The organism is Chromobacterium haemolyticum DSM 19808 (genome assembly GCF_000711885.1).
GTDB classification, from domain to species: domain Bacteria; phylum Pseudomonadota; class Gammaproteobacteria; order Burkholderiales; family Chromobacteriaceae; genus Chromobacterium; species Chromobacterium haemolyticum.
In genome coordinates this window covers 46,248-71,435 of the sequence record NZ_JONK01000021.1, presented here as the reverse complement: position 1 = coordinate 71,435, position 25,188 = coordinate 46,248, and the positions used below count along the sequence as shown (strand labels likewise).

General features: G+C 63.4%; 23 protein-coding genes. 16 read left to right on the top strand and 7 right to left on the bottom strand.

Annotation, left to right across the window (positions count from 1 at the left end; translation table 11 throughout):
* The first annotated feature begins 14 nt into the window (after nt 1-14).
* From pip to BR71_RS13635, 6 genes are all read left to right on the top strand, one after another.
* On the top strand, nt 15-968 hold the full coding sequence (pip, locus tag BR71_RS13660) for a prolyl aminopeptidase (protein ID WP_043638284.1): 954 nt from the start codon (nt 15-17) through the stop codon (nt 966-968).
* A 338-nt stretch (nt 969-1,306) separates the two neighbouring features.
* Complete coding sequence (locus tag BR71_RS13655; protein ID WP_143330216.1) at nt 1,307-1,693, top strand: hypothetical protein; 387 nt, start codon at nt 1,307-1,309, stop codon at nt 1,691-1,693.
* Between the two features lie 192 nt (nt 1,694-1,885).
* A complete protein-coding gene (gene leuS / locus BR71_RS13650) occupies nt 1,886-4,504 on the top strand; it encodes a leucine--tRNA ligase (RefSeq protein ID WP_043638278.1) in 2,619 nt (872 codons plus the stop codon).
* Nucleotides 4,505-4,585: 81 nt separating this feature from the next.
* The gene (locus BR71_RS13645; protein ID WP_081555232.1) at nt 4,586-5,146 is read left to right on the top strand and encodes an LPS-assembly lipoprotein LptE; all 561 of its coding nucleotides are present in this window, start codon (nt 4,586-4,588) and stop codon (nt 5,144-5,146) included.
* Nucleotides 5,127-6,131, top strand: coding sequence for a DNA polymerase III subunit delta (gene holA / locus BR71_RS13640; protein ID WP_043638275.1), 1,005 nt, complete (start codon nt 5,127-5,129; stop codon nt 6,129-6,131). The genes BR71_RS13645 and holA overlap by 20 nt, the downstream gene beginning before the upstream one ends.
* A gap of 67 nt (nt 6,132-6,198) precedes the next feature.
* Nucleotides 6,199-6,588, top strand: coding sequence for a YidB family protein (locus BR71_RS13635; protein ID WP_043638272.1), 390 nt, complete (start codon nt 6,199-6,201; stop codon nt 6,586-6,588).
* A gap of 191 nt (nt 6,589-6,779) precedes the next feature.
* Here the strand turns inward: BR71_RS13635 and BR71_RS13630 are convergent, their stop codons facing one another.
* Entirely contained in the window at nt 6,780-7,292 is a 513-nt protein-coding gene (locus BR71_RS13630; RefSeq protein WP_043638268.1) for a YcnI family copper-binding membrane protein, read from the bottom strand.
* A 237-nt stretch (nt 7,293-7,529) separates the two neighbouring features.
* On the opposite strand from BR71_RS13630, the gene BR71_RS13625 reads away from it, so the two are divergent.
* The 3 genes from BR71_RS13625 to BR71_RS13615 all read left to right on the top strand — a co-directional run bounded on the left by BR71_RS13625 (nt 7,530) and on the right by BR71_RS13615 (nt 10,757).
* The gene (locus tag BR71_RS13625; RefSeq protein WP_208854874.1) at nt 7,530-9,503 is read left to right on the top strand and encodes a S9 family peptidase; all 1,974 of its coding nucleotides are present in this window, start codon (nt 7,530-7,532) and stop codon (nt 9,501-9,503) included.
* Entirely contained in the window at nt 9,484-9,945 is a 462-nt protein-coding gene (locus tag BR71_RS13620) for a YiiD C-terminal domain-containing protein (RefSeq protein ID WP_043638264.1), read from the top strand. Before BR71_RS13625 ends, BR71_RS13620 begins: the two co-directional genes overlap by 20 nt.
* Nucleotides 9,946-10,130: 185 nt before the next feature.
* On the top strand, nt 10,131-10,757 hold the full coding sequence (locus BR71_RS13615) for a hypothetical protein (RefSeq protein WP_043638261.1): 627 nt from the start codon (nt 10,131-10,133) through the stop codon (nt 10,755-10,757).
* A gap of 216 nt (nt 10,758-10,973) precedes the next feature.
* Here BR71_RS13615 and BR71_RS13610 read toward each other — a convergent pair whose 3' ends face one another.
* Nucleotides 10,974-12,239 (bottom strand): urate hydroxylase PuuD, encoded by a 1,266-nt coding sequence (locus tag BR71_RS13610; protein WP_043638256.1) that lies wholly within the window; start codon nt 12,237-12,239, stop codon nt 10,974-10,976.
* Between the two features lie 33 nt (nt 12,240-12,272).
* The gene (uraH, locus tag BR71_RS13605) at nt 12,273-12,626 is read right to left on the bottom strand and encodes a hydroxyisourate hydrolase (protein ID WP_043638254.1); all 354 of its coding nucleotides are present in this window, start codon (nt 12,624-12,626) and stop codon (nt 12,273-12,275) included.
* A 180-nt stretch (nt 12,627-12,806) separates the two neighbouring features.
* Between uraH and BR71_RS13600 the strand changes: the two genes are divergently transcribed.
* The 7 genes from BR71_RS13600 to BR71_RS13570 all read left to right on the top strand — a co-directional run bounded on the left by BR71_RS13600 (nt 12,807) and on the right by BR71_RS13570 (nt 18,758).
* On the top strand, nt 12,807-13,550 hold the full coding sequence (locus tag BR71_RS13600; protein WP_043638250.1) for a GntR family transcriptional regulator: 744 nt from the start codon (nt 12,807-12,809) through the stop codon (nt 13,548-13,550).
* Between the two features lie 17 nt (nt 13,551-13,567).
* Nucleotides 13,568-14,506, top strand: a complete 939-nt coding sequence (gene puuE, locus BR71_RS13595) for an allantoinase PuuE (protein WP_244269629.1) — start codon at nt 13,568-13,570, stop codon at nt 14,504-14,506.
* On the top strand, nt 14,497-15,006 hold the full coding sequence (uraD, locus tag BR71_RS13590; protein ID WP_043638244.1) for a 2-oxo-4-hydroxy-4-carboxy-5-ureidoimidazoline decarboxylase: 510 nt from the start codon (nt 14,497-14,499) through the stop codon (nt 15,004-15,006). Before puuE ends, uraD begins: the two co-directional genes overlap by 10 nt.
* Before the next feature lie 11 nt (nt 15,007-15,017).
* A complete protein-coding gene (locus BR71_RS13585) occupies nt 15,018-15,635 on the top strand; it encodes a LysE family translocator (RefSeq protein ID WP_052370563.1) in 618 nt (205 codons plus the stop codon).
* A 57-nt stretch (nt 15,636-15,692) separates the two neighbouring features.
* On the top strand, nt 15,693-16,733 hold the full coding sequence (gene alc / locus BR71_RS13580; RefSeq protein ID WP_052370562.1) for an allantoicase: 1,041 nt from the start codon (nt 15,693-15,695) through the stop codon (nt 16,731-16,733).
* Between the two features lie 36 nt (nt 16,734-16,769).
* A complete protein-coding gene (locus BR71_RS13575) occupies nt 16,770-17,279 on the top strand; it encodes an ureidoglycolate lyase (protein ID WP_043638238.1) in 510 nt (169 codons plus the stop codon).
* Between the two features lie 111 nt (nt 17,280-17,390).
* Complete coding sequence (locus BR71_RS13570; RefSeq protein ID WP_081555222.1) at nt 17,391-18,758, top strand: nucleobase:cation symporter-2 family protein; 1,368 nt, start codon at nt 17,391-17,393, stop codon at nt 18,756-18,758.
* 166 nt (nt 18,759-18,924) lie between these two features.
* Here BR71_RS13570 and BR71_RS13565 read toward each other — a convergent pair whose 3' ends face one another.
* The 4 genes from BR71_RS13565 to BR71_RS13550 all read right to left on the bottom strand — a co-directional run bounded on the left by BR71_RS13565 (nt 18,925) and on the right by BR71_RS13550 (nt 25,130).
* Entirely contained in the window at nt 18,925-20,382 is a 1,458-nt protein-coding gene (locus tag BR71_RS13565; protein ID WP_052370561.1) for a sensor domain-containing diguanylate cyclase, read from the bottom strand.
* A gap of 386 nt (nt 20,383-20,768) precedes the next feature.
* Complete coding sequence (locus BR71_RS13560; RefSeq protein ID WP_043638231.1) at nt 20,769-22,469, bottom strand: hydrogenase maturation protein; 1,701 nt, start codon at nt 22,467-22,469, stop codon at nt 20,769-20,771.
* Between the two features lie 220 nt (nt 22,470-22,689).
* On the bottom strand, nt 22,690-23,430 hold the full coding sequence (locus BR71_RS13555; RefSeq protein WP_043638228.1) for a LytR/AlgR family response regulator transcription factor: 741 nt from the start codon (nt 23,428-23,430) through the stop codon (nt 22,690-22,692).
* Complete coding sequence (locus BR71_RS13550; RefSeq protein ID WP_043638224.1) at nt 23,418-25,130, bottom strand: tetratricopeptide repeat-containing response regulator; 1,713 nt, start codon at nt 25,128-25,130, stop codon at nt 23,418-23,420. Before BR71_RS13550 ends, BR71_RS13555 begins: the two co-directional genes overlap by 13 nt.
* Nucleotides 25,131-25,188 lie beyond the last annotated feature (58 nt).

Here is a 25,188-nt window from a genome sequence, read left to right as displayed (position 1 = left end):
CGTATGGAGAGGCCATGTTGTATCCGCCTATAGCACCGTTCGCCAGCGGCATGTTGCCGCTGGATGGCTTGCATGCGATGTACTGGGAGCAATGCGGTTTGCCGCAGGGCTATCCGGCGCTCTATCTTCACGGCGGACCGGGCGACGGCTGCGTGCCGGCCTGCCGTCAGTTGTTCGACCCCGGCTTTTACCGCGCGGTGCTGTTCGATCAGCGTGGCAGCGGCCGTTCGACGCCGCGCGGCGAGCTGCGCGACAACAGCACCGCCCATCTGGTGGCGGACATCGAGCGGCTGCGCGAGCACCTGGGGATTGAGCGCTGGCTGGTGTTCGGAGGCTCCTGGGGCAGCACGCTGGCGCTGGCTTACGCCCAGGCGCATCCGGACCGTGTCAGCGGGCTGATCCTGCGCGGCATCTTCCTGGGCGAGCGCAGCGAGATCGACTGGTTCCTGCACGGCATGGGCCAGTTCTTTCCCGAGGAGTGGCAGCGTTTCGTCGCGCCCATCCCGGAGGCTGAACGCGGAGACTTGCTGGCCGCGTACTACCGGCGTCTGACCGATCCCGACCCGGTGGTGCACCTGCCCGCTTGTCGCGCCTGGGGACGTTACGAGGGCGCTTGCGTCGCGCTGAGCCCCAACGCCGACGCCGCCGAACGCGCCGGCAGCGAATACGTGGCATTGTCGCTGGCGCGGCTGGAAGCTCATTACTTCGTCAACCGCGTCTTTCTGCCGGAGGGCGCCTTGCTGGCCGGGCTTGCGCGCATTCGCCATATCCCCGCCGCCATTGTGCAAGGCCGTTACGATGTGGTCTGCCCCCCGGTCACCGCGCTGCGGTTGGCTCAGGCCTGGCCGCAAGCCCACTACGAACTGGTGGAGGCTGCCGGCCATTCTTTGTGGGAGCCGGACATCCTGGACGCGCTGCTGCGGCAACTGGAACGTTTCCGCGACGCCCATCTGGCCGGCCGGGTTTAGAGCGTGTTTACGATCTCCCGAGCTAAGATGAGACAAGGCGAAAACCGCTGAGAAAGCGGAGTGTACATAGGATACATGAGTATTTCGAAGGGGCTTTCAATGCCCCTTTCTATTCATCCCGCCGACGCGCAGCAGATCGTAAACAGGTTCTTGGAGTGGCTAACAAAACTCAGTTTCATGGCTGAGGCAAGCCGCGCCGACTCAGGCCGTGCTTGAGTACGACCAGTCGGCGCAATGCAGCATCAGGGAGGGGAGCGGCTCTTAAGCTGAGCAACTAATTAGTCGCAGCAGGAGTCGAACCCAACTTTCCACTTTCCCCGGATAACTCAAGGATGGACATGAAAGCGATAATGCTCTGCGCCGCCGCCTTGGCCGCGATTCCCGCCGCCGCCTCTGCCTACAGTGACGAAGCGCGCTTGCCGTTTGCCGGCCAGCCGGGCGAACTGCCGCTTGAGGTGGTGCTGCGCTTTGCCAAGAACCGCCTGGGCGAGGACGGCCAGTTCGAATACCGCAGCCTGAAAGTGATCCAGACCAGCCAGCCGGAAGCGTTCGACAAAGCCAGCATCGCCTTGCTGCGCGAAGGCCTGATGGACGACAGCGTCAAGGGCACGCGCCAGCGCTTCCAGCTTAGCCGCGAGAACAATGTCTGGACCATACGCGCGGTGAAGGAGGACTTCTCCTGCTGGCGCGGCCGCAAAGGCTGGGGCGTCAAGCTCTGCCCGTGATTGCGCTAGGCTGAGTAGCCGGCCAAGCATTTGTTTTTTTGGGGTCTTATCGCGGGAGCGAAGACGCCGTTATAATGGGGGCAACCTTTTTGCGGACGGGCTATCCGGAGCGCGGCTCATCACTGGCGCCTCCGGGCAGCCCGCCTTTTGTATTTCCGCCTTTTGAATTTCAGAGTCCAGACAAAGATCGCCATGCAAGAACAATACAGCCCGCGCGCGGTTGAAGCCGCCGCCCAGCAGAAATGGCAGAAGACTGCCGCCTTCAAAGCCGTGGAAGACGCCTCGCGTCCCAAGTACTACGCTTTGTCGATGTTCCCGTATCCGTCCGGCAAGCTGCACATGGGCCATGTGCGCAACTACACCATCACCGACGTGCTGGCCCGCTTCAAGCGCCTGCAAGGCTTCAACGTGCTGCAGCCGATGGGCTGGGACGCCTTCGGCCTGCCGGCCGAGAACGCCGCGATGAAAAACGGCGGCGCGCCGGCTGCCTGGACTTACGCCAACATCGAGTACATGAAGCAGCAACTGGACAGCCTGGGTTTTGCGCTGGACTGGGAACGCGAGCTGGCCACCTGCAAACCGGATTACTACCGCTGGGAACAGTGGCTGTTCACCCGTTTGTTTGAAAAAGGCGTGATCTACAAGAAAAACGGCGTGGTCAACTGGGATCCGGTGGATCAGACCGTGCTGGCCAACGAACAAGTGGTGGACGGCCGCGGCTGGCGCTCCGGCGCGCTGGTGGAAAAGCGCGAAATCCCGATGTATTACTTCCGCATCACCGACTACGCCGAGCAGTTGCTGGCGGACCTGGACAAGCTGGACGGCTGGCCGGAGCAGGTCAAGACCATGCAACGCAACTGGATAGGCAAGAGCTTTGGCTCCGACGTGGCCTTCGCCTACGACGAAGCCAGCATCGGCCATGCAGGCCAGCTCAAGGTCTACACCACCCGCCCGGACACCCTGATGGGCGCCACCTATGTAGCCGTGGCCGCCGAACACCCGCTGGCCACCCAGGCCGCGGCCGGCAAGCCGGAGCTGCAAGCCTTCATCGCTGAATGCAAGGCCGGCTCCGTAGCCGAGGCCGACGTGGCCAAGATGGAAAAGAAGGGCATGGACACTGGCTTGTTCGTTGTCCACCCGCTGACCGGCGCCAAGCTGCCGGTATGGGTGGCCAACTACGTGCTGTGGGGCTACGGCGAAGGCGCGGTGATGGCGGTGCCGGCGCATGACGAGCGCGACTTCGAATTCGCCAACAAATACCAGCTGCCGATCCAGCAGGTCTACGCGCCGGCCAACGGCGACGACAACTTCGACGCCGCCGTTTGGCAGGACTGGTACGCGGCCAAGGATGACAGCATCCGCACCGTGAACAGCGGCAAATACGACGGCCTGAACTTCGTCGCCGCCTTCGACGCCATCGTCGGCGATCTGGAAGCCAAGGCCGCCGGCCAGAAGAAAACCCAGTACCGTCTGCGCGACTGGGGCATTTCGCGCCAGCGCTACTGGGGCTGCCCTATCCCCATCATCCACTGCCAGAGCTGCGGCGATGTGCCGGTGCCGGAAAAAGACCTGCCGGTGACGTTGCCGGAAAACGTGATTCCGGACGGCGCAGGCTCCCCGCTGGCCAAAATGCCGGAATTTTACGAAACCAGCTGCCCGAAATGCGGCGGCGCGGCCAAGCGCGAAACCGACACCATGGACACCTTCGTCGAGTCCAGCTGGTACTACGCGCGCTACGCCTCGCCCAAGTGCGACACCGCGATGGTGGACAAGAAGGCGGCCGACTACTGGCTGCAAGTGGACCAGTACGTCGGCGGCATCGAACACGCCATTTTGCACCTGCTGTACGCGCGCTTCTTCCATAAGCTGATGCGCGACGAAGGCCTGGTGTCCAGCGACGAGCCGTTCAAGAGCCTGCTGACCCAGGGCATGGTGGTGTGCGAAACCTTCTACCGCGAACTGCCCAACGGCGCCACCGATTGGATCGCGCCGCAGGACGTGGTGCTGGAGCGCGACGCCAAGGGCAAGATCGTCGCCGCCAAGCATCGCGTCGACGGCCTGCCGGTGGTGGTGGGCGGCATCGAGAAGATGTCCAAGTCCAAGAACAACGGCGTGGACCCGCAGGAATTCATTGAAAACTACGGCGCGGACACCGCACGTTTGTTCATGATGTTCGCGGCTCCGCCGGAACAGAGCCTGGAATGGTCGGACGCGGGCGTGGAAGGCGCGTTCCGCTTCCTCAAGCGTTTGTGGAAAGTGACGAACGAGCATGTAGCCGCCGGCCTGGCTCCGGCCTACAGCGGCGGCGAACTGTCCGCCGGCCTGAAGGATCTGCGCTTCAAGCTGCACGCCACCATCCAGAAAGTGGCCGATGACTACGGCCGCCGTCAGCAATTCAACACCGCCATCGCCGCGGTGATGGAACTGTTGAACACCTACGACAAAACCGACAAGTCCGGCGACGCCGGCCGCGCGGTGGCGCAGGAAACGCTGGAAACCGTCGTGCTGCTGCTGTCTCCCATCGTGCCGCATATCTGCGACGCGCTGTGGAACGCGCTGCGCCCGGGCAGCGAACTGCTGCAACAAACCTGGCCGAAAGTAGACGAGAGCGCGCTGGTCAAGAGCGAGATCGAACTGATGGTGCAGGTGGGCGGCAAGCTGCGCGGCAGCGTCACCGTGGCCGCGGACGCGGCCAAGGACGCGATCGAGGCCGCGGCGCTGGCGCATGAAAACGTGCAGAAGTTCATGGAAGGCAAGCCGGCCAAAAAAATCATCGTAGTGCCGGGCCGCCTGGTCAACATCGTGGTGTAAACCGACATGGCCCCGGTCCTGGGCGCGGCCTGCGCGCTGGACCGGGCCAGGCAAGCATTGTTTCCCGATAAGGAATCGTGAATGAGACTTTCCCTGCAATGGTTGTGGCTGGCGCTGCTGGCCGTCACGCTGAGCGCTTGCGGCTTCCACCTGCGCGGCCTGGGCGGCCCGATGAAGCCGCTGCCGTTCGCCTCGCTGTATTTCGACGGCGGCGGCACCGCGGTGGCCGGCGATGTGCGCACCGTGCTGGCGCGCGACCCGCGCCTGCAAGTGCTGGACAATCCCAAGCAGGCCGAGGCGGTGGTGACCATCCTCAGCGAAAACCAGTCCAAGGACATCCTGACCCTGAACGTGGGCGGCAAGATCAACGAGTACCAGCTGACCTATACCGCCGTGGTGCGCACCGTGCTGTTCGGCGTGCCGGTGGAGCCGGACATGACCGTGGTCGTGCGCCGCAGCATGAACTACTCGGATAGCGCCATCCTCGGTAAGGAGCAGGAAGAGGCCCTGATCTGGACCGACGCCCGTCGCGACGCGGCGGAGCAGATCGTCCGTCGTCTGGCTTACCTGAAAAAGCCGGCCGCCGCGCCGCTGACCGGCCCGCAAAGCCTGAAGCCCGCCGATGCCCAGCCTAAGCCCTGACGCGCTGATCGCGGCGCTGGGCAAGGGCCTGGCGCCGCTGTACCTGATCCACGGCGAGGAAGCGCTGCTGGCCTTGGAGGCCGCCGACGCGCTGCGTCAGGCGGCGCGCGATCAAGGCTATCAGGAGCGCGAAGTGTTGACGGTGGAGGCGGGTTTCGATTGGTCGCAGCTGCGCGACGCGATGAGCAGCGTTTCGCTGTTCGCCGAGCAAAAGCTGCTGGAAATCCGCATTCCCAACGGCAAGCCCGGCACCGAAGGCGCCGAGGCGCTGCAACAGCTGGCGGCTCAGCCGCCGCAGGACACAGTGACCCTGATCACCCTGCCCAAGCTGGAGCGCGCGCAGCAGCAGTCCAAGTGGTTCCAGGCACTGGAAAAGCTGGCGGTAACCGTGGAGGCCCGATTGGTAGGCCGCGCCGAGCTGCCAAGCTGGATCACGCGCCGCCTCAAGGCTCAGGGCCAAGTGTTGGGCGGCGAGGCGCTGGCCTTCTTCGTCGATCGCGTCGAAGGCAATTTGCTGGCCGCGCGCCAGGAAGTGGACAAGCTGGCCCTGCTGTACCCGGCCGGAGAGTTGACGCTGGAGCAACTGCGCGCCGCAGTGGCGAATGTGGCCCGCTTCGACGTGTTCCATTTGTCCGAATCCTGGCTGGCCGGCGATGTGCCGCGGGTGCTGCGCATGCTGGACGGCCTGATGGCCGAAGGCGAGGCGCCGGTGCTGGTATTGTGGTCGCTGACCGAAGACGTGCGTATGTTGCTGCGCCTGCGGCAGGGCCTGAAAGACGGACGCAACGCGCGCGACATGGCGCGCGAACTGCGGTTATGGGGCGACAAGCAGCGTTTGGCCGAGCCGGCCTTGCGCCGCATCGGCCCGCGCAAGCTGATGACCGCGCTGGACGAGTGCGCACGCATAGACCGCCAGATCAAAGGCGTGGAAACCGGCGATCCCTGGCAGACCATGCGAGGGTTGGCGGGCTTGCTGGCGGCTTGAGTCGGCGCGCAAGCGCTGCCGTTTTTACCGAGATTCGCGCACAGTGCGCGGCAAACAGGAGAGCACCATGGCTATATTCGATTCCTTGAGCGGTTTGCTGTCCGGCGGCGCGGAAGGCGGCGCTGGCGGAGCCTTGCAGGCCCTGCTGCAACAGCAGGGCGGCCTGTCCGGCCTGTTGGAGCAATTCCAGCAAGGCGGTTTGGGCGAGCTGGTGTCGTCCTGGGTAGGACAGGGCGGCAATTTGCCGGTGTCCGCCGAGCAGATTCAGCAAGTGCTGGGCTCGGAGCAGCTGTCCGGCCTGGCCGAGAAGTTTGGCCTGGATCAGGGCCAACTGTCGCAGCTGGTGGCCGAGCACTTGCCTGGTCTGGTGGACAAGCTGACCCCCAACGGCCAGGTGCCGCAAGGCGAGGATCTGTTGTCCCAGGGGACGGACCTGCTCAAGGGCCTGTTCCGCTGATCTGACCCGTCCATGCAACAACGCCGGCCGCGAGAGACTCGCCGCCGGCGTTTTTCATGGGAGCAGGGGAGAAGGCTTAGAGCCGCTAACAAAACCTCGCAGAGAACCTGAGCCAAGGCGCGCCGACGCAGACAGTACAAGTGGTACGACCAGGAGGCGCAACGCAGGATCAGGGGTTTTGTTAGCGGGTCTTAATGATGATGGCCGGCGACGCCTGCCGTCACCGTCAGCTCCGCCGCCGGGCTCTTCAAGTCATGCGCGTCTTGACCAGCGGCCGGAATCTCCGCCCAGTTGGTTTCGCCCTGTTCGCATTGCTGCTTCACCTTGAAGTAGAGCTTGCCCGGTTGGGCGGCGATCTTGGCCTGGAATACGAACTCATCGTAGAAATTGGACGGCAGCTTGCCGCCCTTCCAGGTAATGCGGCTCACATCCTCGCTTACCTTACGGCCATAGTTGTCGAAAGGCTTGACCGCGCTCTTGCTCACCTCCACCTCCCAGCCGGCTTTCGGCATCGGTTGCGCCAGGCGAACGCCTTCCGGCAGCTCCACGCTAATGGCGGTGGTGGGGCTGCCGTTGCAGCCATGGCCGATTTTCAGCACGCCTTTGTAATAGCTGCCGCTGGCGGCGGTGGGGGTTTCCAGGGTGACGTGGGCGAGGGCGGAACCGGAGGCGGTTAGCAAGGCTAGCAGGGCGAGTTTTTTCATGAGAGTGCTTTTTAGATCAGGGTTGGAACATGGCCGGGCAAGGTCGGCAAATGCGAATGATGATGAGTAGCACCAGTTTAGCGTGCGGCATTTGCTTCCGAGTGCGACAAAGTGTCGCAGAGTCGGCATGAGAATAATGCAAGTTGTAACGTCATTGTCATGGCCGCTATACTGGTCGGCCCGCCCAATCGCTCAGGAGCAGTCATGATGGTTCGTGCTTTATCCGCGGCAACGCTAATGATGCTTTCCACTCATGGCTGGGCCGCCGGCGGCTACAGCGGCCTCGGCGCCGCCAGTGTCAGCGCGGAGGAGGTGGCGCGCTACCGCGCCGCGCCGCTGCCGGCGGAACTGAGCCGCAAAGTGCAGAATATGCTGGACCTGCGCGCGCCTGGCGCCGGCGTGCTGGCTCCGGACGGCAAGGCGTTGTATTTCAGCTGGCGCGTCACAGGCGTGCCGCAGGTCTGGAAACTGGATGGTCCGCAGCGCTTCCCGGTGCAGCTGACCGGCGGCGAAGACGCCACCCTGATTCAGGACGTCAGCCCGGATGGGCGCTGGCTGGTGCTCAGCCGCGACCGCAAGGGCGAGGAAAACCCCGGCCTCTATCTGCAAGCCGCCAGCGGCGGCGCGCTGCGCGAAGTACAGCACAAGCCCGGCGTGCAAACCCAGTTCCAGTTTCTCAGCAAGGACGGCCAATGGCTGTACTACCGCAGCAACGACGAGCGGGCCGACAGCTATACCCTATACCGCTACCGGCTGGCAGACGGCCGCCGCGAGCGCTTGTTCGGCGAGCGCGGCGCCTGGAGCATCGCCGGCCATCGCGACGACGGCCGTCTGCTGCTGCAAAAGACGCTGAGCAACGCCAGCGCGGAATTCTATCTGTGGACGCCGGACGGCAAACCCTTGCAGCCGCTGCTGGGTAAAGGCGAGACCACCGACTACCGGATGGACTTCGGCCTGCGCGATGGCGAATATCTGGTGCGCACCAATAAGTTCGGCGAATACCACCGTCTCTATCTGTGGCGCGCCGGCGTATTCAAGCCATTGACGCCGGAGACGCGCGGCGATGTGGAGAACCTCAACATCGACCGCGAGCAGGGCCGCGTGTACTACACCTTGAGCCAGGACGGCTACGGCAAAGCGCTGGCCTTGGACGGCCGCCGCCATTACCGCGTGCTGAAGTTGCCAGCCTTCCCCGGTGCGGCCCAGGTTAATGTTGTGAATCTCAGCCGCGATGGCCGCTACGTCAATTTCAGCGTGGAAACCGACACCGCGCCGGCCAGCAGCCATGTTTGGGACAGCAAGAGCGGCAAGCTCGGCCAATGGCTGCTGCCCTCCGCGCCGGAGCTGGACACCCGCGGCTTCGCCAAAGCCAGCCTGGAAAGCTATCCGGCGCGCGACGGCACGCCGATTCCGATGTTTGTGCGTCGGCCGGCTCGCTGCGCGGCCACGCCCTGCCCGGTGGTGGTCAACTTCCACGGCGGTCCGGAAGGGCAGAGCCGCGCCGGCTTCTCTCCGCAGGCGCAATTGTTCGTCGACGCCGGCTTCATCTATGTGCAGCCCAATGTTCGGGGTTCCGTCGGCTATGGCAAAACCTGGCTGGACAGCGACAACGGCCCGCGCCGGCTGCAAGTGCTGTCCGACATTGAAGATGCCGCGCGTTACATCCGCAGTCAGTGGGGCGCGGCCGGCGCGGCGCCCAAGATCGGCGTGATGGGCGGCAGCTACGGCGGTTACTCCACGTTGGCGGCGATGACCATCTTCGCCGGAGCCTACGATGCCGGCGTGTCCAATGTCGGCATCGCCAACTTGGTCAGCTTCTTGCAAAACACCGCGCCTTACCGACGCGCGCTGCGCGCCGCCGAGTATGGCGATCTGGAACGTGACCGCGCCGCGCTGGAGCAATTGTCGCCGATCAATCACATCGACAAGCTGCGCGATCCGCTGCTGATCATCCAGGGCGTCAGCGACCCGCGGGTGCCGGTGGGCGAGGCGCTGCAAATGTATCGCGCCATGGCGGGCAAGGGAGTGAACGGGGGCCTGATCCTGTTCCCGGACGAGGGCCACGGCGCGGCCAAGCGTGAAAACCAGGTACTGCAACTGGGCCACAGCCTGTGGTTTTTCCAGCGCCACCTATTGGGGCAGAATGGAGACGGCGCCGCCGAAGCCGGCCGCGCCGAACCGGGAGAAAAACATGAGTCCAAAGGCGCTTGAAGACTACCTTCACCAACACATCCCGCTGTCCGCCGCGATGGAGGTCGGCGTGGCCGAGGCCAGCGGCGAGCGCGTGATCCTGAACGCGCCGCTGGCGCCCAATATCAATCACCGCGCCACCGTGTTTGGCGGCAGCGCTTCGGCGGTGGCCATCCTCGCCGCCTGGAGCCTGGTGTTCATGCGCCTGCGCGAGCGCGGCTTACCCGGCCGCGTCATCATCCACGGCAATAGCATGCGTTACGACAAGCCCATCGCCGCAGGCTTTCTGGCACGAGCGACCGCGCCGGAGCCGGCCGCCTGGGACAAGCTGGAACGTGCTTTGCGGCGCGAACGCATGGGGCGGCTGCGGCTGGCGGTGGCGCTGGAATGCGAAGGCGAAGCGGTGGGCGGCCTGGATGGTGAATTTGTGGTGCTGCCCGGCGAAGAGGCCCCCTCGGACTGAAAGCGTCCCCCCAGTAGCGCGGCATCGCTTATCAAACTTTAAATCCAATCTGAATAGCTTATTTTTTGTGCTAAAAAGAAATATCTTGTGCCGGGTTGGGTTGAGCGATAGCCAAAATAACCGCGTCTCGGCGTTTCGGCCACCGCCGCGCCGCAACGCCGCCGGACGTGCGCTGGGGGAGGCCGATGGCGTTAAAAGCGCAGAAGGAGCTGGAGCTGGTGCTGCGGTTATTGCAGCGCAAGGGTTTGCACGCCGTGGACCGGCAGTCCTGGCCGCCGCCGCTGCCGGATGTCGGCGCCACCCTCAGCGACGGCCGGCGGATCGCTTTTGAAGTGACGGAAGTCCATGCGGACGAACATCTTTTTGGCGGCGGCAAAGGCTGTCTGCGCGCGCGCGAAGTGCGCCAGGCGCAGCAGGGCGAGGATGTGCCGATCAGCGTGCCCAACGCGCCCATCGCCGCGATCAAATACCGGATTCAAGCCAAATGTGTGAAGCGTTACGCGGCCAAGCCGGGCTATGAATTGAGCCTGCTGCTGGCGGCCAATATCCCGCAGTTCGGCGGCGTGGCCGCCACCACTCTGTTTCCCGCCTTTATCCAGGAAGCGGCGCTGACCGCCGCCACCCATGATTTGCTGGAGTCGTCGGCATTCGAGCGCGTCTACCTGCATCTCATCCAGCCTGGCGTCTTGTATGAATGGAGCAAGCAGGAGGCCTGGGTGGAAATGGCTAAAGCCCCGGATGAGGGAGCCCGTCCGCCTTTCTGGGCGGAACCGCTGCTCGGCGGGGTTTGTTGGCAGGGCGGCGCGCCTTGAAAGACAGGATGCGCGTTTTCATTCCGGGCCGGGCTTAGCCTGTTTACGATCGGCTACACGTCGTGAGACACGGCAGGGTGGGGCGCGCCTCGAAATGTTCGTGCGCCACCTGTGCATTCCGCTTTTTCGCTCGTTTTCGCCTGGTCTCGCCCTTGCTCGCGAGCCTTTGAACAGGCTCTTAAGCCTCTCGTCTTTTTCAAACGTGTCGGCGCGGCGTCAGTGACTAGGTGCTGGCCCCCATGCGGACAAAATCTCTCGTTCCTCTTGAGTCATCTGAGTCAAATTGGCCAGCGGCATGTATTTGGACGCCACCGCCTGCTTGATTCTGTGCGCGTTGATGAGGATTTCCTGCGCATCGTCAAACTTCAAACCGGCCGGCGGCGCCACGAATCCGGCCTGGCTGGGCGTGGCCGAGTGACAGGACAGGCAGCGGTTTTGAATGATGGCGTGAATCTGATGCAGGTTGTCGGTTGTTTTTTGCGCCGTCGACGCCGCCAGGGAGCCCGTTGCGACCGGTGCCGCGGCTTGCGGGGCGGTTGGCGCGATATTGGGCGGGGGCGGCGCGGCCAATAAGCCCACGCCAGCCAGCAACAGGCCGCCCAACGCCGGCAGCAGCGGCCGCTTGTGGCCGGAATGACGAAGCACGAAGTATTGGCGGATCAGCGCGCCGGACAGGATGAACAGCACCATGATCAGCCAGGCATGGCGGTTGCCGTAGGTGAAGGCGTAGTGGTTGCTGATCATCAGGAACACTACCGGTAGTGTGAAATAGGTGTTGTGCACCGAGCGCTGCTTGCCGCGCAGGCCGTCCAGCGGATTGGGTTTTTCGCCGGCCCGGATGGCGCGCACCATGCGGCGCTGGCCGGGAATGATCCAGAACAGGACATTGGCCGACATGCAGGTGGCCATCACCGCGCCGGTGATTAGGAAGGCGGCGCGACCCTGGAAGATTTGGCTGCTGGCGTAGGCCACCAGCGCCATCAGCAGCGCCACGGCGAGGCTGAGCGGGCCGTCGCGGTTCATGTCCGGGCTGATGCGGCGGCAGAGCTGGTCGTAGGCCAGCCAGCCGCCCAGCAGGAAGGCGGTGGCGATCACCGCGGCCTGGCCGCCGGACAAGGCCGCCGCCCAGGCCCAGGGGCTGGCGGAGTTGACTAGGTAGAAGGAGGCGTTGAACAGGTAGAGCAGGGAGAACAGGCCGAAGCCGGACAGCCAGGTGGCGTAGGATTTCCAAAACGACCAGTGCAGCTTGTCGTCCAGCGGGAAGGGCGGCTGGCCCAGGTATTTCTGGTTGTGGTAAAAGCCGCCGCCGTGCACGGCGAACATCTCTCCGTGCAGGCCGCGCCGGGCATCGGCGATGGAGGGCGGCGACAGGCTGTTGTCCAGCATGACGAAGTAAATCGATTCGCCTATCCAGGCGATGGCGGCGATCACGTGCAACCAGCGCAGCAGCAGGTTGCCCAGCTCCAGCAGGTAGTTTTCCATGGCGAGGTTTCCGGGTGGGGAACGGGAACAGCGTCAACTGCCGCGGTAGGTGGAGTAGCTCCAAGGCGTGACGACCAGCGGCACATGGTAGTTTTCGGCCGCCTTGGCGATGCCGAAGCGCAACACGACTTGGTCGAGAAAGCGCGGTTCCGACAGTTTCACGCCTTGGGCGGCGAAGTAATCGCCGGCATGAAACAGCAGTTCGTACACGCCTGCGCGCAGCTGCTCGCCTTCCAGCAGCGGGCGTTCGCAGCGGCCGTCGCGGTTGGTCGCCGCGTCGGCCAGCAACAGGCGTTGTTCTCCGTCCAGCCGGTACAACTGGCAGCGCACGTCCGACGCCGGCTTGCCGTGCATGATGTCCAGCACATGGGTGGTCAATTTGCCCACAGTGGTTTCTCCTTTGTTGTGGGGCCCGATCTGGCGGGCCTGTTATCGTCGATCTTGTTATTCGCGATGGCGATTTGAAATTGTCGACAATTTGTGTTGACGATAGTGTTTGCTCACGACAATAATTGTCAACAAAATTCTGAAAGCATAGAGCAGGATATGGAAATACCGGGAGGAGACATGTTGCATTCGGCTAACGGAACCCAGGCCGCCGCCGCGCCCAGGGCGTCTACCTTGGTGGGTGACGGCGTGCCGAGCAATGACGCCGACCGCTTGTACTGGGAAATCTTTGATGCGGTGATTGACCAGCGGCTATTGCCGGGGGTGAAGCTGACCGAGGCGGTGCTGTGCGACGCCTTCCAGTGTTCGCGCAGCAGCGCCCGCAGCGCGCTGGCTCAGTTGGCGCACGACAAGATTGTGGACATCCAGCCCAACCGCGGCGCCTTCGTCGCCAAGCCGGACGAGAAGGAAACCCGAGATGTGTTCGAGGCCCGACGCATGGTTGAGGCGGCGATTCTGGACAAACTGCTGGTCTTGCCTGATCTGGCCGAGCGTTTGCAGCCTATGCGGCGCATGGTGGCCGACGAGCGCGCGGCTTTCGAGCGTGGCGACCGGGTCAGCTGGATTCGCCTGTCCAACGCCTTTCACGTGCAGCTGGCGCGGCTGGCCGACAACGAGGTGTTGACCGAGCTGATGCACGGCCTGTGTTCGCGCACTTCGCTGATCATCGCTTTGTACGATGTGCCCGGCCGAAGCGCCTGCTCCTTCGACGAGCATGAGGCGATTCTGACGCGGCTGGAGGCGGGTGACCGCGCCGGCGCGGCGGCGGCGATGCACCATCATCTGGAAGACTGCGAACGGCGGCTAAAGGTGGAGGCCCCTAGCCGACTGGACCCGTGGACGGTATTCAACCTTAAACGCTGACCGAGGGAAGGATAGCCATGCAGGCGGATTATCCACGTGATTTGATCGGCTACGGCAGGGAGCTGCCGGAGGCCAATTGGCCGGGGGCGGCGCGCATCGCGGTGCAGTTCGTGCTGAATTACGAGGAGGGCGGCGAGAACAATGTCCTGCACGGCGACGCCCGCTCAGAGCAGTTCTTGTCGGAAATCATCGGCGCGGAGGCGTACCCGGCGCGGCATCTGTCGATGGAGTCGGTTTACGAGTACGGTTCGCGCGCCGGGGTGTGGCGCATCCTGCGCGAGTTTGAACGGCGCGGCCTGCCGCTGACGGTATTCGGCGTGGGCATGGCGCTGGAGCGACACCCGGAGCTGGCCAGCGCGCTGGCGGAGTTGGGCCATGAGGTGGCCGGCCATGGCTATCGCTGGATTCATTATCAGCAGGTGGACGAGGCGGTGGAACGCGAGCATATGCGGCTCTGCGTGGAGGCGATTCGTCGCCTGACCGGCCAGCGGCCTTCCGGTTGGTACACCGGCCGAGACAGCCCCAACACGCGCCGGCTGGTGGTGGACGACGGCGGTTTTCTCTACGACTCGGATTACTACGGCGACGATCTTCCGTTCTGGACCCTGGCGCGGCGCAGCGATGGCAGCGAGCTGCCGCATCTGATCGTGCCTTACGCGCTGGACACCAACGATATGCGTTTCGCCACCGCTCAGGGTTTCAATACCGGAGAGCACTTCTTCAGCTATCTGAAAGATGCTTTCGACGTGCTCTACGCCGAGGGCGTCGACAAACCGCGCATGTTGTCGGTGGGACTGCATTGCCGTCTCATTGGCCGGCCCGGCCGCTTTGCCGGCCTATGCCGCTTTCTCGATTATCTGGAGCGGCATCCGCGAGTGTGGGTGTGCCGACGGGTGGATATCGCCCGGCATTGGCGGGAAGCGCATCCTTTCACCGGAGTCGGATCATGTCCTTGACGCTGACGCAGTTGAATGCGCTGCCGACGGAGCAGTTCGTCGCCGCGCTGGGCGGCATTTTCGAGCATTCGCCCTGGGTGGCGGCGCAGGCAGCCGATCAGCGGCCATTCGCCAGCATGGCTGACTTACACGACTGCATGCGGCGACAGGTGGAGGAGGCGGGGGTGGAGGCGCAATTGCGTCTGATCCGCGCGCATCCGGAACTGGCCGGCAAGGCGGCGCAGCACGGCGACTTGACCGTCGAGTCCGCCGCCGAGCAAGGCGACGCCGGCTTGGATCAATGCTCGCCGCAGGAACTGGAACTGTTGCGGCGCTTGAACGCCGACTATCGGGCCCGCTTCGGTTTTCCCTTCGTTATGGCCGTTCGCGGTTATGAGCGCGCGGGCATCATCGCCGAGTTTCAGCGGCGGCTGGCCGCTGAGCCGGAGGCGGAACGGCAGGCTTGTTTGCAGCAGATATACCGGATCGCCGGCCTACGTCTGGCCCAACTGATTGCTTAGCCGGAGCGGCCATGTCCAGCCAGATTCTCGTCATGTATTTGTTGTCCATCCTGGTGGTGATCGCCGTGCCCGGACCGCTGTCCCTGTTCATGGTAACCACCAGCGCCGAACATGGCCTGCTGCGTGCCTGGCCGGCGTTTGCCGGCGGCGTGCTGGCTTCTTTGTCGCTGCTGCTTTTGTCCGCATTGGGCGTGGGCGCGCTGATTCTGGCGTCGCCCGGCCTATTCGCCGGCTTGCAGTTGCTGGGCGCCGCTTATCTGTTGTGGCTGGGGCTCAAGGCCTGGCGGGGCGCAGGGCAGGCCGCGGGCGCGCAGGACGGCCGGAGCGGCGCTCCGACGCAATGGTTTTCCCATGCCTTTCTGCTGGGCATCAGCAATCCCAAGGACATCGCCTTTTTCGTGGCGCTGCTGCCGCAGTTCATCGACGCCCAAGCGCCGCTGGCGCCGCAATTGGGGTGGATGGCGGCTGGCTGGGTGGTGGTTGATTTATCGTGCAAGACCGCTTACGGCGTGTTGGCGCAGTTGTTCTTCCAGCGTATGGCGGTGTTGCGCATCGTGTTTCTCAAGGCTTCGGCCTTGTTTTTCCTCGCCTTGGGGCTGGCGCTGATCTGGGGCCGGCTAGCGGCGTGAACGGCGGACGGCGCGGCCTGCCGGCGCGCGTCGACGCACTGAGAAGGAGAAAATCTGATGGCGCTTGTCAATCACCCGGCGGGAACGGTGCTGCACGCACCGGCGGCCGATGTGCCGGAGTTCGCTCGGCGTTACGCTAACTTGGCCGCCGCCGATTTCGGCGCCAGGGTCCTGACCTGTTCTGATCAGTGGTTCGCCGCGGCGGAGCGGATGCTGCAAGCGTCCGAGCCGGTGTTTATCGTCGGCGAGTTCGACGATCACGGCAAATGGATGGACGGCTGGGAAACCCGTCGCCGCCGCAACGGAGGCTACGACCACGCGGTGATCAAGCTGGGCCTGCCCGGCGTGATCAAAGGGCTGGACATCGATACCAGCCATTTCAGCGGCAACTATCCGCCGGCGGCTTCGGTGGAGGCCTGCCGATCGGCCGACGATCCTGACGAACGGACAGAGTGGGTGGAGATTCTGCCGGCCGTGTCCTTGGGCCCCAGCGCTCATCATTTCATCGCGATTGAGGATGCGCGCGACTGGACCCATTTGCGCTTGAATATCTATCCAGACGGCGGTGTGGCGCGCTTCCGCGTATACGGACAACCCGCCTGCGACTGGGCGCGGCAGGACCCGGCCGCGCTGCATGAGGTGTCGGCGCTGGCAAAGGGCGGCCGCGTCGTCGCTTATAACGATGCCCATTTCGGCGTGCCCTTCCGGCTGATCATGCCGGGGCGCGGCGTCAATATGGGCGACGGCTGGGAAACCCGCCGTCGGCGGGAGCCGGGCAACGATTGGTGCATCGTTGAGCTGGGGCATGCGGCGCTGGTGGAGAGCATCGAAGTCGACACCGCTCACTTCAAGGGCAATTACCCGGACCGGATCTCTGTACAGGCCGCCTATGTCCACCATGGCACCGACCAGTCCGTCGTGACCCAAGCAATGTTTTGGGACGTTTTGCTGCCGGAGCAGAAAACGGAAATGGATCGGCAGCATTTTTACGGCAAGGAGTTGCTGCGCGATCTGGGCGCTGTCACGCATGTGCGCCTGAACATTTTCCCTGACGGCGGGGTCAGCCGGCTGCGAATCTGGGGACGGTTGGCGGATTGAGCCGCCTTGGTCCGCCACCCCACGAAGGAGCGCGGCATGACGATTTTAAGCTTGGAGCCTTTGACCAAACAGGCTTTCGCCCCGTTTGGCGATGTGATTGAAGCCGATGGCAGCGATTGGTTTCCCATCAACCAGGGCAGTACTCGCCGCTATCACCGGCTGGGTCTGATCGATGTCGCCGGCGACGGCGGCCTGCCCGGCATCAGCATGGCGCGCGGTGACGCGCATCATCTGCCGCTGGAGATCCGCATGCTGGAGCGGCACCCGCTGGGCAGCCAGGCTTTCATCCCTTGCAACGGCGTCCCTTGCGTGGTGGTGGTGGCGCCGGCTTGCGTCGGCGACCGGCCGGACGAAAGCCGGATCCGAGCCTTTCTGGCGCGCGGCGATCAGGGCGTCAACTACCATCGCGGCACTTGGCATCACCCGCTGACTTGTCTGGAGCGGGCCGGAGATTTCATCCTGCTGGACCGCATCGGCGCCGGCGACAATTGCGACGAGGCAATGTTGTCGCAGTCCTATCTCATCCAATCGGTCGGCGCGGGCTAGCCTGCGTCGACCTCTTTTTTTAGCGGTCAAGGAGTCGATTGTGTAATACCAGCAAGTCGTCAGGGCGGCGATGTTTTAAAAAGCGGCCCGACATCTACAAAGGAGACGAGCATGGATTCCAAGCTGTCGGTGCACCCGGTGGATCAACGCCTGCCCTTGGGCAAGCTGTTCACCCTGGGCCTGCAACATGTGTTGGTGATGTACGCCGGTGCGGTGGCGGTGCCGCTGATCATTGGCAGCTCCCTGGGCTTGCCCAAGGAGCAAATCGCGCTCTTGATCAGCGCGGACCTGTTCTGTTGCGGGGTGGTGACCTTATTGCAGTGCGTGGGCGTCCGCGGGCTGGGCATCCGCCTGCCGGTCATCATGGCGGTGACTTTCGCCGCGGTGGGGCCGATGGTGGCCATTGGCAGCAATCCGGCATTGGGCCTGCCCGGCATTTTCGGCGCCACCATCGGCGCCGGAGTGCTCAGCTTGTTGGCGGTACCGCTGATGGGGCGGTTGATCGGCCTGTTTCCGCCGCTGGTCACCGGGGTGGTGATCACGGCCATCGGTCTGTCCATCATCCCCGTTGGCATTGACTGGGCCGCCGGCGGCAGAGGCAACCCGGACTACGGCCATCCGCTCTATCTTGGGGTATCGGTGGCGGTGCTGGTGTTCATTCTGTTAGTCACCCGTTATCTGAAGGGCTTTTTCTGCAATATCGCGGTATTGCTGGGTTTGTTGTTCGGCTTTGCCCTGGCCCTGCTGCTGGGAAAGGTTAATTTGGGCGGCTTGGGCGAGGCGTCCTGGTTCGCGCCCATCACGCCCTTCCATTTCGGCATGCCCCGCTTTGAGCTATGGTCCATCCTGACGTTGACCGTGGTGATGCTGATCATTTTTGTGGAGTCCATGGGCATGTTCCTGGCCCTTGGGGACATTGTGGAGCGTCCGGTGGACAGGGCTGCCTTGGTGAGCGGTTTGCGGGTGGATGCGTTGGGCACGGTGATAAGCGGTCTATTCAATTCCTTCCCGCATACTTCGTTTTCCCAGAACGTGGGCCTGGTGGGCGTCACCGGCGTCAGCAGCCGCTGGGTGTGTGTAATGGCCGGCGGCATTCTGGTCGTATTTGGCTTGGTGCCCAAGATGTCGCTGATCGTGGCGTCGATTCCGCCCTTTGTGCTGGGCGGGGCCGGCCTGGTGATGTTTGGCATGGTGCTGGCCACCGGGATCAAGATTCTGGGCAAGGTGGATTATCAGACGCAGCGGCATAATTTACTGGTGGTGGCCATCAGCCTGGGCTTGGGCATGATTCCGACGGTGTCGCCCGGATTTTTTCGGCACTTGCCGGAAGTGCTGGCGCCCTTGCTGCATAGCGGCATCCTGTTGGCCACGGTCAGCGCGGTGGTGCTGAATGTCTGGTTCAACGGCCTGGCGCGGCCACGGGAAACAGCGTCGAAAGGTGCCGCGCTTGGGGAGGCCGCATGCCAGCGGCCGTGTTGAGACGGCCCGGGTTCAGAGCCTGTTCAAAGTCTGCTGCGCTTTATCGGGATGAATAGAAGAAGGCGTTGAAACCCGCTTCGACATGCTAATGTGCCCTGTGCGCATTCCGCTTTCTCAGGGTTTTTCGCCTTATCTTGTCTTTGCTCGCGAGATCGTAAACAGGCTCTTAGGCGGTTTCAGCGCCGGCCGCCGCGATCTCGCGCTTATTCCCGTACATCTTCCGGTCCGCCACCGTCAGCAGCTCATCGATCAACAAGCCGTCCTCCGGGTAATAGGCGATGCCGATGCTGACGCCCACCGAAATTAAATGATCGTTGACCTCGTAGGGTTGATGGATCACCTGCTTCAGGCGATTGACGATTTTGTCCGCCTCGCGGTTGGATTCGATATCTTCCATCAATACCACGAATTCGTCGCCGCCCAGCCGGGCCACCGTGTCTTCGCTGCGCAATTCTTCCTTGATGCGGGCTGCGATCAGTTGCAGGATGCGGTCGCCTGTGATGTGGCCGTAGGTGTCGTTGACCGGCTTGAAGCGGTCCAAGTCAAGGAACAGCAGCGCCAGCCGCTTGCCGCTGCGATCCACGCGCGAGATGGCGTGCTGCAGCCGGTCGTAGAACAGGTTGCGGTTGGCCAGTCCGGTCAGGCGGTCGTGGTTGGCCAGGTAGAATAGCTGGTTTTCCCGCTGGCGGCGGCCATGCGCCAATTGCAGATAGTGATGGGACACCAACAGCAGGCCGGTCAGCAGAGCCAGTGACAGGACCAGCAGCATGCCCCATTCGAATGTGCCGATCTGCCGCCAGCCCAGTTGCTGGTTGATGGTGAGCAAGAGCGGCTGGTTGGCGCCGCCCAGCGGGTGGCGGGCTTCCAAGCGTGGGAACAGCAGGGTTTCCAAGGCACTGGCGCGCTCGGGGCCGCGCAGCAGCGCGGGTTGGCCAGGGGGCGGATCGTTGCGGTGGAACAGGCGAACTTCCACGCCTTCCCGTAGCGATAGCGGGCTGGGCAGCAGGCTGTCGGCGCGTATCGCCATGGCGGCGAAGTGCGCTGGCGCCAAGGAGGCGGCCAGGGGCTTGCTCAGCATATCGTCCACGGCGCGGATGAGCAGGTAGCCGGCCGGGAGGCCGGGCAGTTTGATCTGACTGGAGATTTCCATCCGGCCGCTTTCCAGCGCGTTCTGTAGGGTCTGACGCGCGGCTTGCAGCCGGCCCAGGTCCGCGGCCAGCAGGTTGGGCTGGGGCATGGGTTCGATGAAGGCGAGCGGGAACAGGCCAAAGCGGCTTTCCCAGCCGTCGCCGCTGGCCGCGGGCATGGGGAGCGTTTGGCCGTATAGTTGCTTCAGACGTTGGCCGAACATTGGCAACTGGTCGGGGCTGATGCGTTCGATGTGACCCAGCCACTGGATTTGCGGATAGCGGCGCAGTAATTGCCGGGCAAGCCTTTTTTCGGATGGCAGATCCTGGCGGCGATCCAACGCGCTAAAGGTGGCGTAGCTGTCCAGCACGGTTTCATGGCTTTGCAGTTTTTGATTGAGCTGTTCGGACAGCAGCAGAGCGTCGCGGTTGAATTGTTGTTCGGCGCCTAGCAGCGCGTGACTGGCGATCGACAGAGCGACTAGCGCACTCAGCACCAGCCATATCGCGATGCATCCTGCATAAACCAGCCGTGTCCGCATGTAGCAACCGTTAGGAAGGGGGAAAGAGGGGATGTCAGATTTTATAAGAAGGCGCGGTTATTTTTTAGCTTTGACTGATGAAAAAGCGGTTTTTAAGTAGTTGTACGTAAAACAATGCTGTTGTTTTTCGTCATGAAATTGAAATCAAACGGCCCGTTGAGGCGGGCCGTTTTGAGGGTGGGAACAGCGTGATGGGTTTTAGACCCTGTTTACGATCTCGCGAGCAAGGGCGGGAGAGGGCGAAAACGGCTGAGAAAGCGGAATGTACGAGTGGCACATGAGCATTTCGAAGACGGTTTCAACGCCGTATCGCCAACGCGCGGCAGATTATGAACAGGTTCTTAGCGCGTCCGGGCCCAATCGGCGACCAGACGCTGCGGCGTGCCGCAGGCTTTACGCTTGAGCACGAAGTTGCGGCATTTTTCCAAAAACTGGCCGCGGTTTTCCACCATGTCCTGGCGCATTTCCAGCAGCTCGGTCTGGCGGCAGCGTTCCATCCGCTCCAAGTCCAGCTCGGCCTTGCGCGCGCGCTGCGGGCGGAAGCGGTCGTCGTTCAACGCCAGCCCGGCGGCTTGCCGCAACCAGACGCCAAAGTCGTGCGGGTCGTGCGGGCCGATGTCGTGAACCATGCCCAGGCGCCAGGCTTCGCGCGCGCTCAGCGGCAGGCAGGCGTCGGTGAGCAGGCGGGCCTGTTCTTCGCCTACTGCGCGCGGCAGGCTGTAGGTCCAGTATTCCGAGCCGTACAGGCCCATGGTCTTGTAGTGGGGGTTAAGCACCACGCCGCCGCGGGCGAACACCAGGTCGGCGGCCAAGGCCAGCATCACGCCGCCGGCGCCGGCGTTGCCGGTCAGGCCGGACACCACCAGCTGGCGCGCGGTCAACATTTCCTGGCAGACGTCGTCGATGGCCTGGATATTGGCCCATGCCTCCAAGCCAGGTTCGGGCGCGGCCTGGATCACGTTGAGGTGGACGCCGTTGCTGAAGCTGCCGCGGCCGCCGCGCACCAGCAGCACGCTGGTGTCCTGAGCTTTGGCCCAGCGCAGCGCCTCGCTCAACCGTTGGCATTGTTCGGTGCTCATCGCGCCGTTGTAGAACTCGAAGGTCAGTTCGCCTACGCGGCCGTATTCGCGGTAGCGGATGGGCTGGTAGTTTTCCTCGCAGTGAGGGTGGGTGTTGATGGACCAGTCCAGCCGCGGCACGCCGTCCAGCAAACCGGCCAGCACATGTCGCGCCGGGCGCTTGAAGGTTTCCTCGCCGGCCTCCGGTTTGCGGCGCAGCGCGCCCAGCCACAGGCTGTGCTCGCCGGCGCCCACCAGCACGGCGTCGTCGTGCACCGCCAGCAGTTGACCCGGCTGGCCGGCGCGGTAGTCCAGATGGGCGTCGTAGACGTAGTAGTCCCCGCCGGCCAATTGCGTCAGCACGCCGGGCTGGCCGTCGGCGGCGTCGATGCGGCGCTTGATCTCTACGGCGGGCTGTTGCCACAGGAAAGCGCGGTCGCTTTGCTTCATATTGGGTTGCAGCCGGCCGCGCACATGCGCTTGGCCGTAGTCCAGCGGCGCCGGTTCGAAGCCGGTGCCGAATTTTTCCACCACGTCGCGGATGCAATACATGGCGGCGTCGCTCACCGGGCCGTTGTAGAGCTCGGATTTACGCGTTTCCGGCGGCATGTCGAACTCGCAGCTGGACCAGATCGGACCCGCGTCCATTTCCGCCACCGCTTGCAGCGCGGTGACGCCCCAGCGTTTTTCTCGCAGGGTGATGGCCCAATCCAGCGCTGAAGCGCCGCGGTCGCCGACGATGCCGGGGTGGATGATGACCACCGGCCGGCTGCTGTCGCGCCACAGGGTTTCCGGCACCCGGTCCTTGAGGAAGGGGCAGATGACGATGTCGGCGCCGGATTGCTGAATATTGGTGCTGACTTCCTGCTCGTTGGTGAACAGTTGCACGCTGACTTGGTGGCCGGACTGGCGCAATTCCAGCCAGGCGCGCTGGGTGAGTCCGTTGAACGCCGACGATAACAGGATGATTTTCAATGACCGCATGACCGCTCCTTGCCCTAAATGGAATGCATGGCCGGCGGCGGAGCGCCAGTTCGGCCATGTGCTTGGGCGAGGATGATAGTTTTAGTCCGAATAATGACAAATGATTAATGTCAAGCTTGATGCGATTGAAAATCAGAACGCATTATTCTGTCGAAAATAATGACAGATGCTGTGTTTTTGTGAGCTGTGTATTTTTGCGGCGGATTGAGAGGGAGGGGGCCTAGTCCTGCTGGTTCAGGCATTGCTTGATGCCGGCCAGTTGCCGCCGGCTGACCGGCAGAGGTTGGCCGATATCGGCCAGGCGTACTTGCCATTGTTCTTCGCCGTCGGCGTTGGCGCGGAACAGTTCGCGCAGCGCGTGACGCATTACCAGGCAATTGCGATGGATGCGCACGGCGGCGTCGCCCAGTCTTTGCTCCAGCGCGATCAGGGTTTCGTCCAGAAGGTATTCCGCGTCCGGGGTCACCAGGGTCACGTATTTGAGTTCGGCTTTGAGATAGCGGGCCTGGGAGAAAGGGATGGGCAGCAGGCGGTCGCGCTGGCGCACGGTGAAACTGGCTTCCGGCTGCGGCGCTTCGCCGCGCTGGCGGCAGGCGCGTTCCAGCGCCTGGCGCAGCCGTTCGCGACGCACCGGTTTGAGCAGGTAGTCTATGGCTTCCAGTTCAAAGGCGTTGACCGCGTACTGTTCATGGGCGGTGGTGAAGATCAGTTGCGGCGCCAACGGCTGGCGGCGCAGCTGCTGGGCCAGTTCCAGGCCGGAAACGCCGGGCATGGAAATATCGGCCAGCACGATATCGGCCAGGTTCTGCGCCAGCCAGGCCATGGCCTGGCGGCTATCGGTCAGGCAGTAGACGTGTTGCAGCCCTTGTTCCCGCAAGAGCTGGCGCAGTCGTTCACAGGCCAGCGGCTCGTCGTCCACCACCAGTGCGCGCCAGTCTTGCCAGGGGCTTACAGCACCCATTGCGGCTTGCCCAGCTTTTCCACCAGCATGCGCCAGGCTTGAAGGATTTTCTGGAACTTGTTGTTGGTGGGGGCGATGTCGCGCACCTTGCCCAGCATGTCGTGGGCGCGGCGCATATGGCTTTCGTGCCAGCCTTGACGGTGGACGTAGGCCATGGTGGCGTTGATCAGGTTGAGCATGACCTGAATGTTTTGCGGCATTTCCTCGTGGGCTTTGACGAAGCGTTCGATGGCGGAGTCGAACTGGCCGGCCTGGGCTTCCCGCACCGCTTGGTTGTTGAGCTCCAGCACCGATTGCACGTTGTCCGCGATCAGTTGGCGGCCGTCTTCGCCCAGGCCCACTTCTTCGAACATGTCCCCGAAGCGAGCGAGCAGTTCCTCGTCGTCGTGATGGTTGCGCACCAGATCGCGCATCACATTGTTGCCGGCGTCCTTGTGCCCCTGGGCGTAGCAGGCGCGGGCGAACTCCATCTGCGCGTCGCTGCTGAGCTTGGGCGCCAGTTGGCGGAATTTCGCTTCGGCGTCGCTGAACAACTGCCGGGCCTTGTCGCGGTTGCCTTTCTTGTTTTGCAACTGGCTGTCCACTACGGAAGCCATCCATTCGCCTTCTTCGTTGTAGCGGTAGTCACGGCGGAGGTTGGACAAGGTGCGGCCGACATTGGCGGTGTCGCCGCGCGCCAGTTGCACCCGCGCCAGCGCGGCGTAGTGGGTGGGGCTGCGGTGCCAAGTGTATTTGGCGATGTCCAGCGTGGTCTGGCAAGCGCCTTCCGCCACTTCCAGCTGATTGTTGAGCAGGGCCACTTCCGCCAGCTGTTGCTGGCGGCGGAATACTACCGGGGAGATGTCGGTGGCCTGCTTCAAGGTGGCCTGGGCTTCGTCCAGGTTATGGTTGCTGCGGTAAAGTTTGGCCAGCCAGTCGTAGGCTTCCATCACCCGGTCGTTGTCGGTGAGCACTTCTTCGAACAGCAGCCTCGCTTCGTCGTAGGCTTTCAGCCCGGTCAGCGATTTGGCCAGACCCATCTTGGCCCAGGGCACCGGCTTGATGCGCAGCACGTCCATGTACAAGGAGCGCGCGCTGTCGAAGTCGCCAATCTTCAGCGCCAGCGAGCCCTTGAGTTTCATGAAGTCCAGCGTGAACTCTCCGCGCTCGCTGATCAGACGCGAGCAGACTTCGATGGCGCTCAGGTATTCGTGGCGCATGATGGCCTCGTCCACGAGACGGAAGGCTTCGCGGCGGCGCATCGCCTTCTCCAGCCGTTCGCGCAGCACTTCGCCGGTGAAGGGTTTGAGCAGGTAGTCGTCCGGCCCCAGTTCCGCGGCGGAGATGACGCGCTGGGAGCGGCGCTCGCCGGTGACGATCATGAAGACGCAAGACTGTTTGATCAGGTTGCGTTCCTTGACCTCTTCAAACAGGTAGAGGCCGTCATAGCCGTTGCCCAGATCGTAGTCGCACAGGACCACGTCGAACTCGTATTTTCCCATCTTGGCCAGCGCGTCGCCGGCCTTGCTGGCGTACTCCACCTTGTCGGCGCCGAAGGAGGATAGGGTCATCGCCAGCGCGCGCTGCATTTCCGGCAGGCTGTCGATGATCAGGAACAGGCGCTTGCTGTACGGGTCATCGTAGCCTTTTCGCGGCGAGGCGCCGGTCTTGCCCGCGGCGACGCTTTGGAAAGTGGTCGAGTTTGTGTTGGCTGTGCTCATCTCGCTATCTTTGACGATTCTCCGCAAACTGTCATTAGTGTGACTTATAAAAATCGCT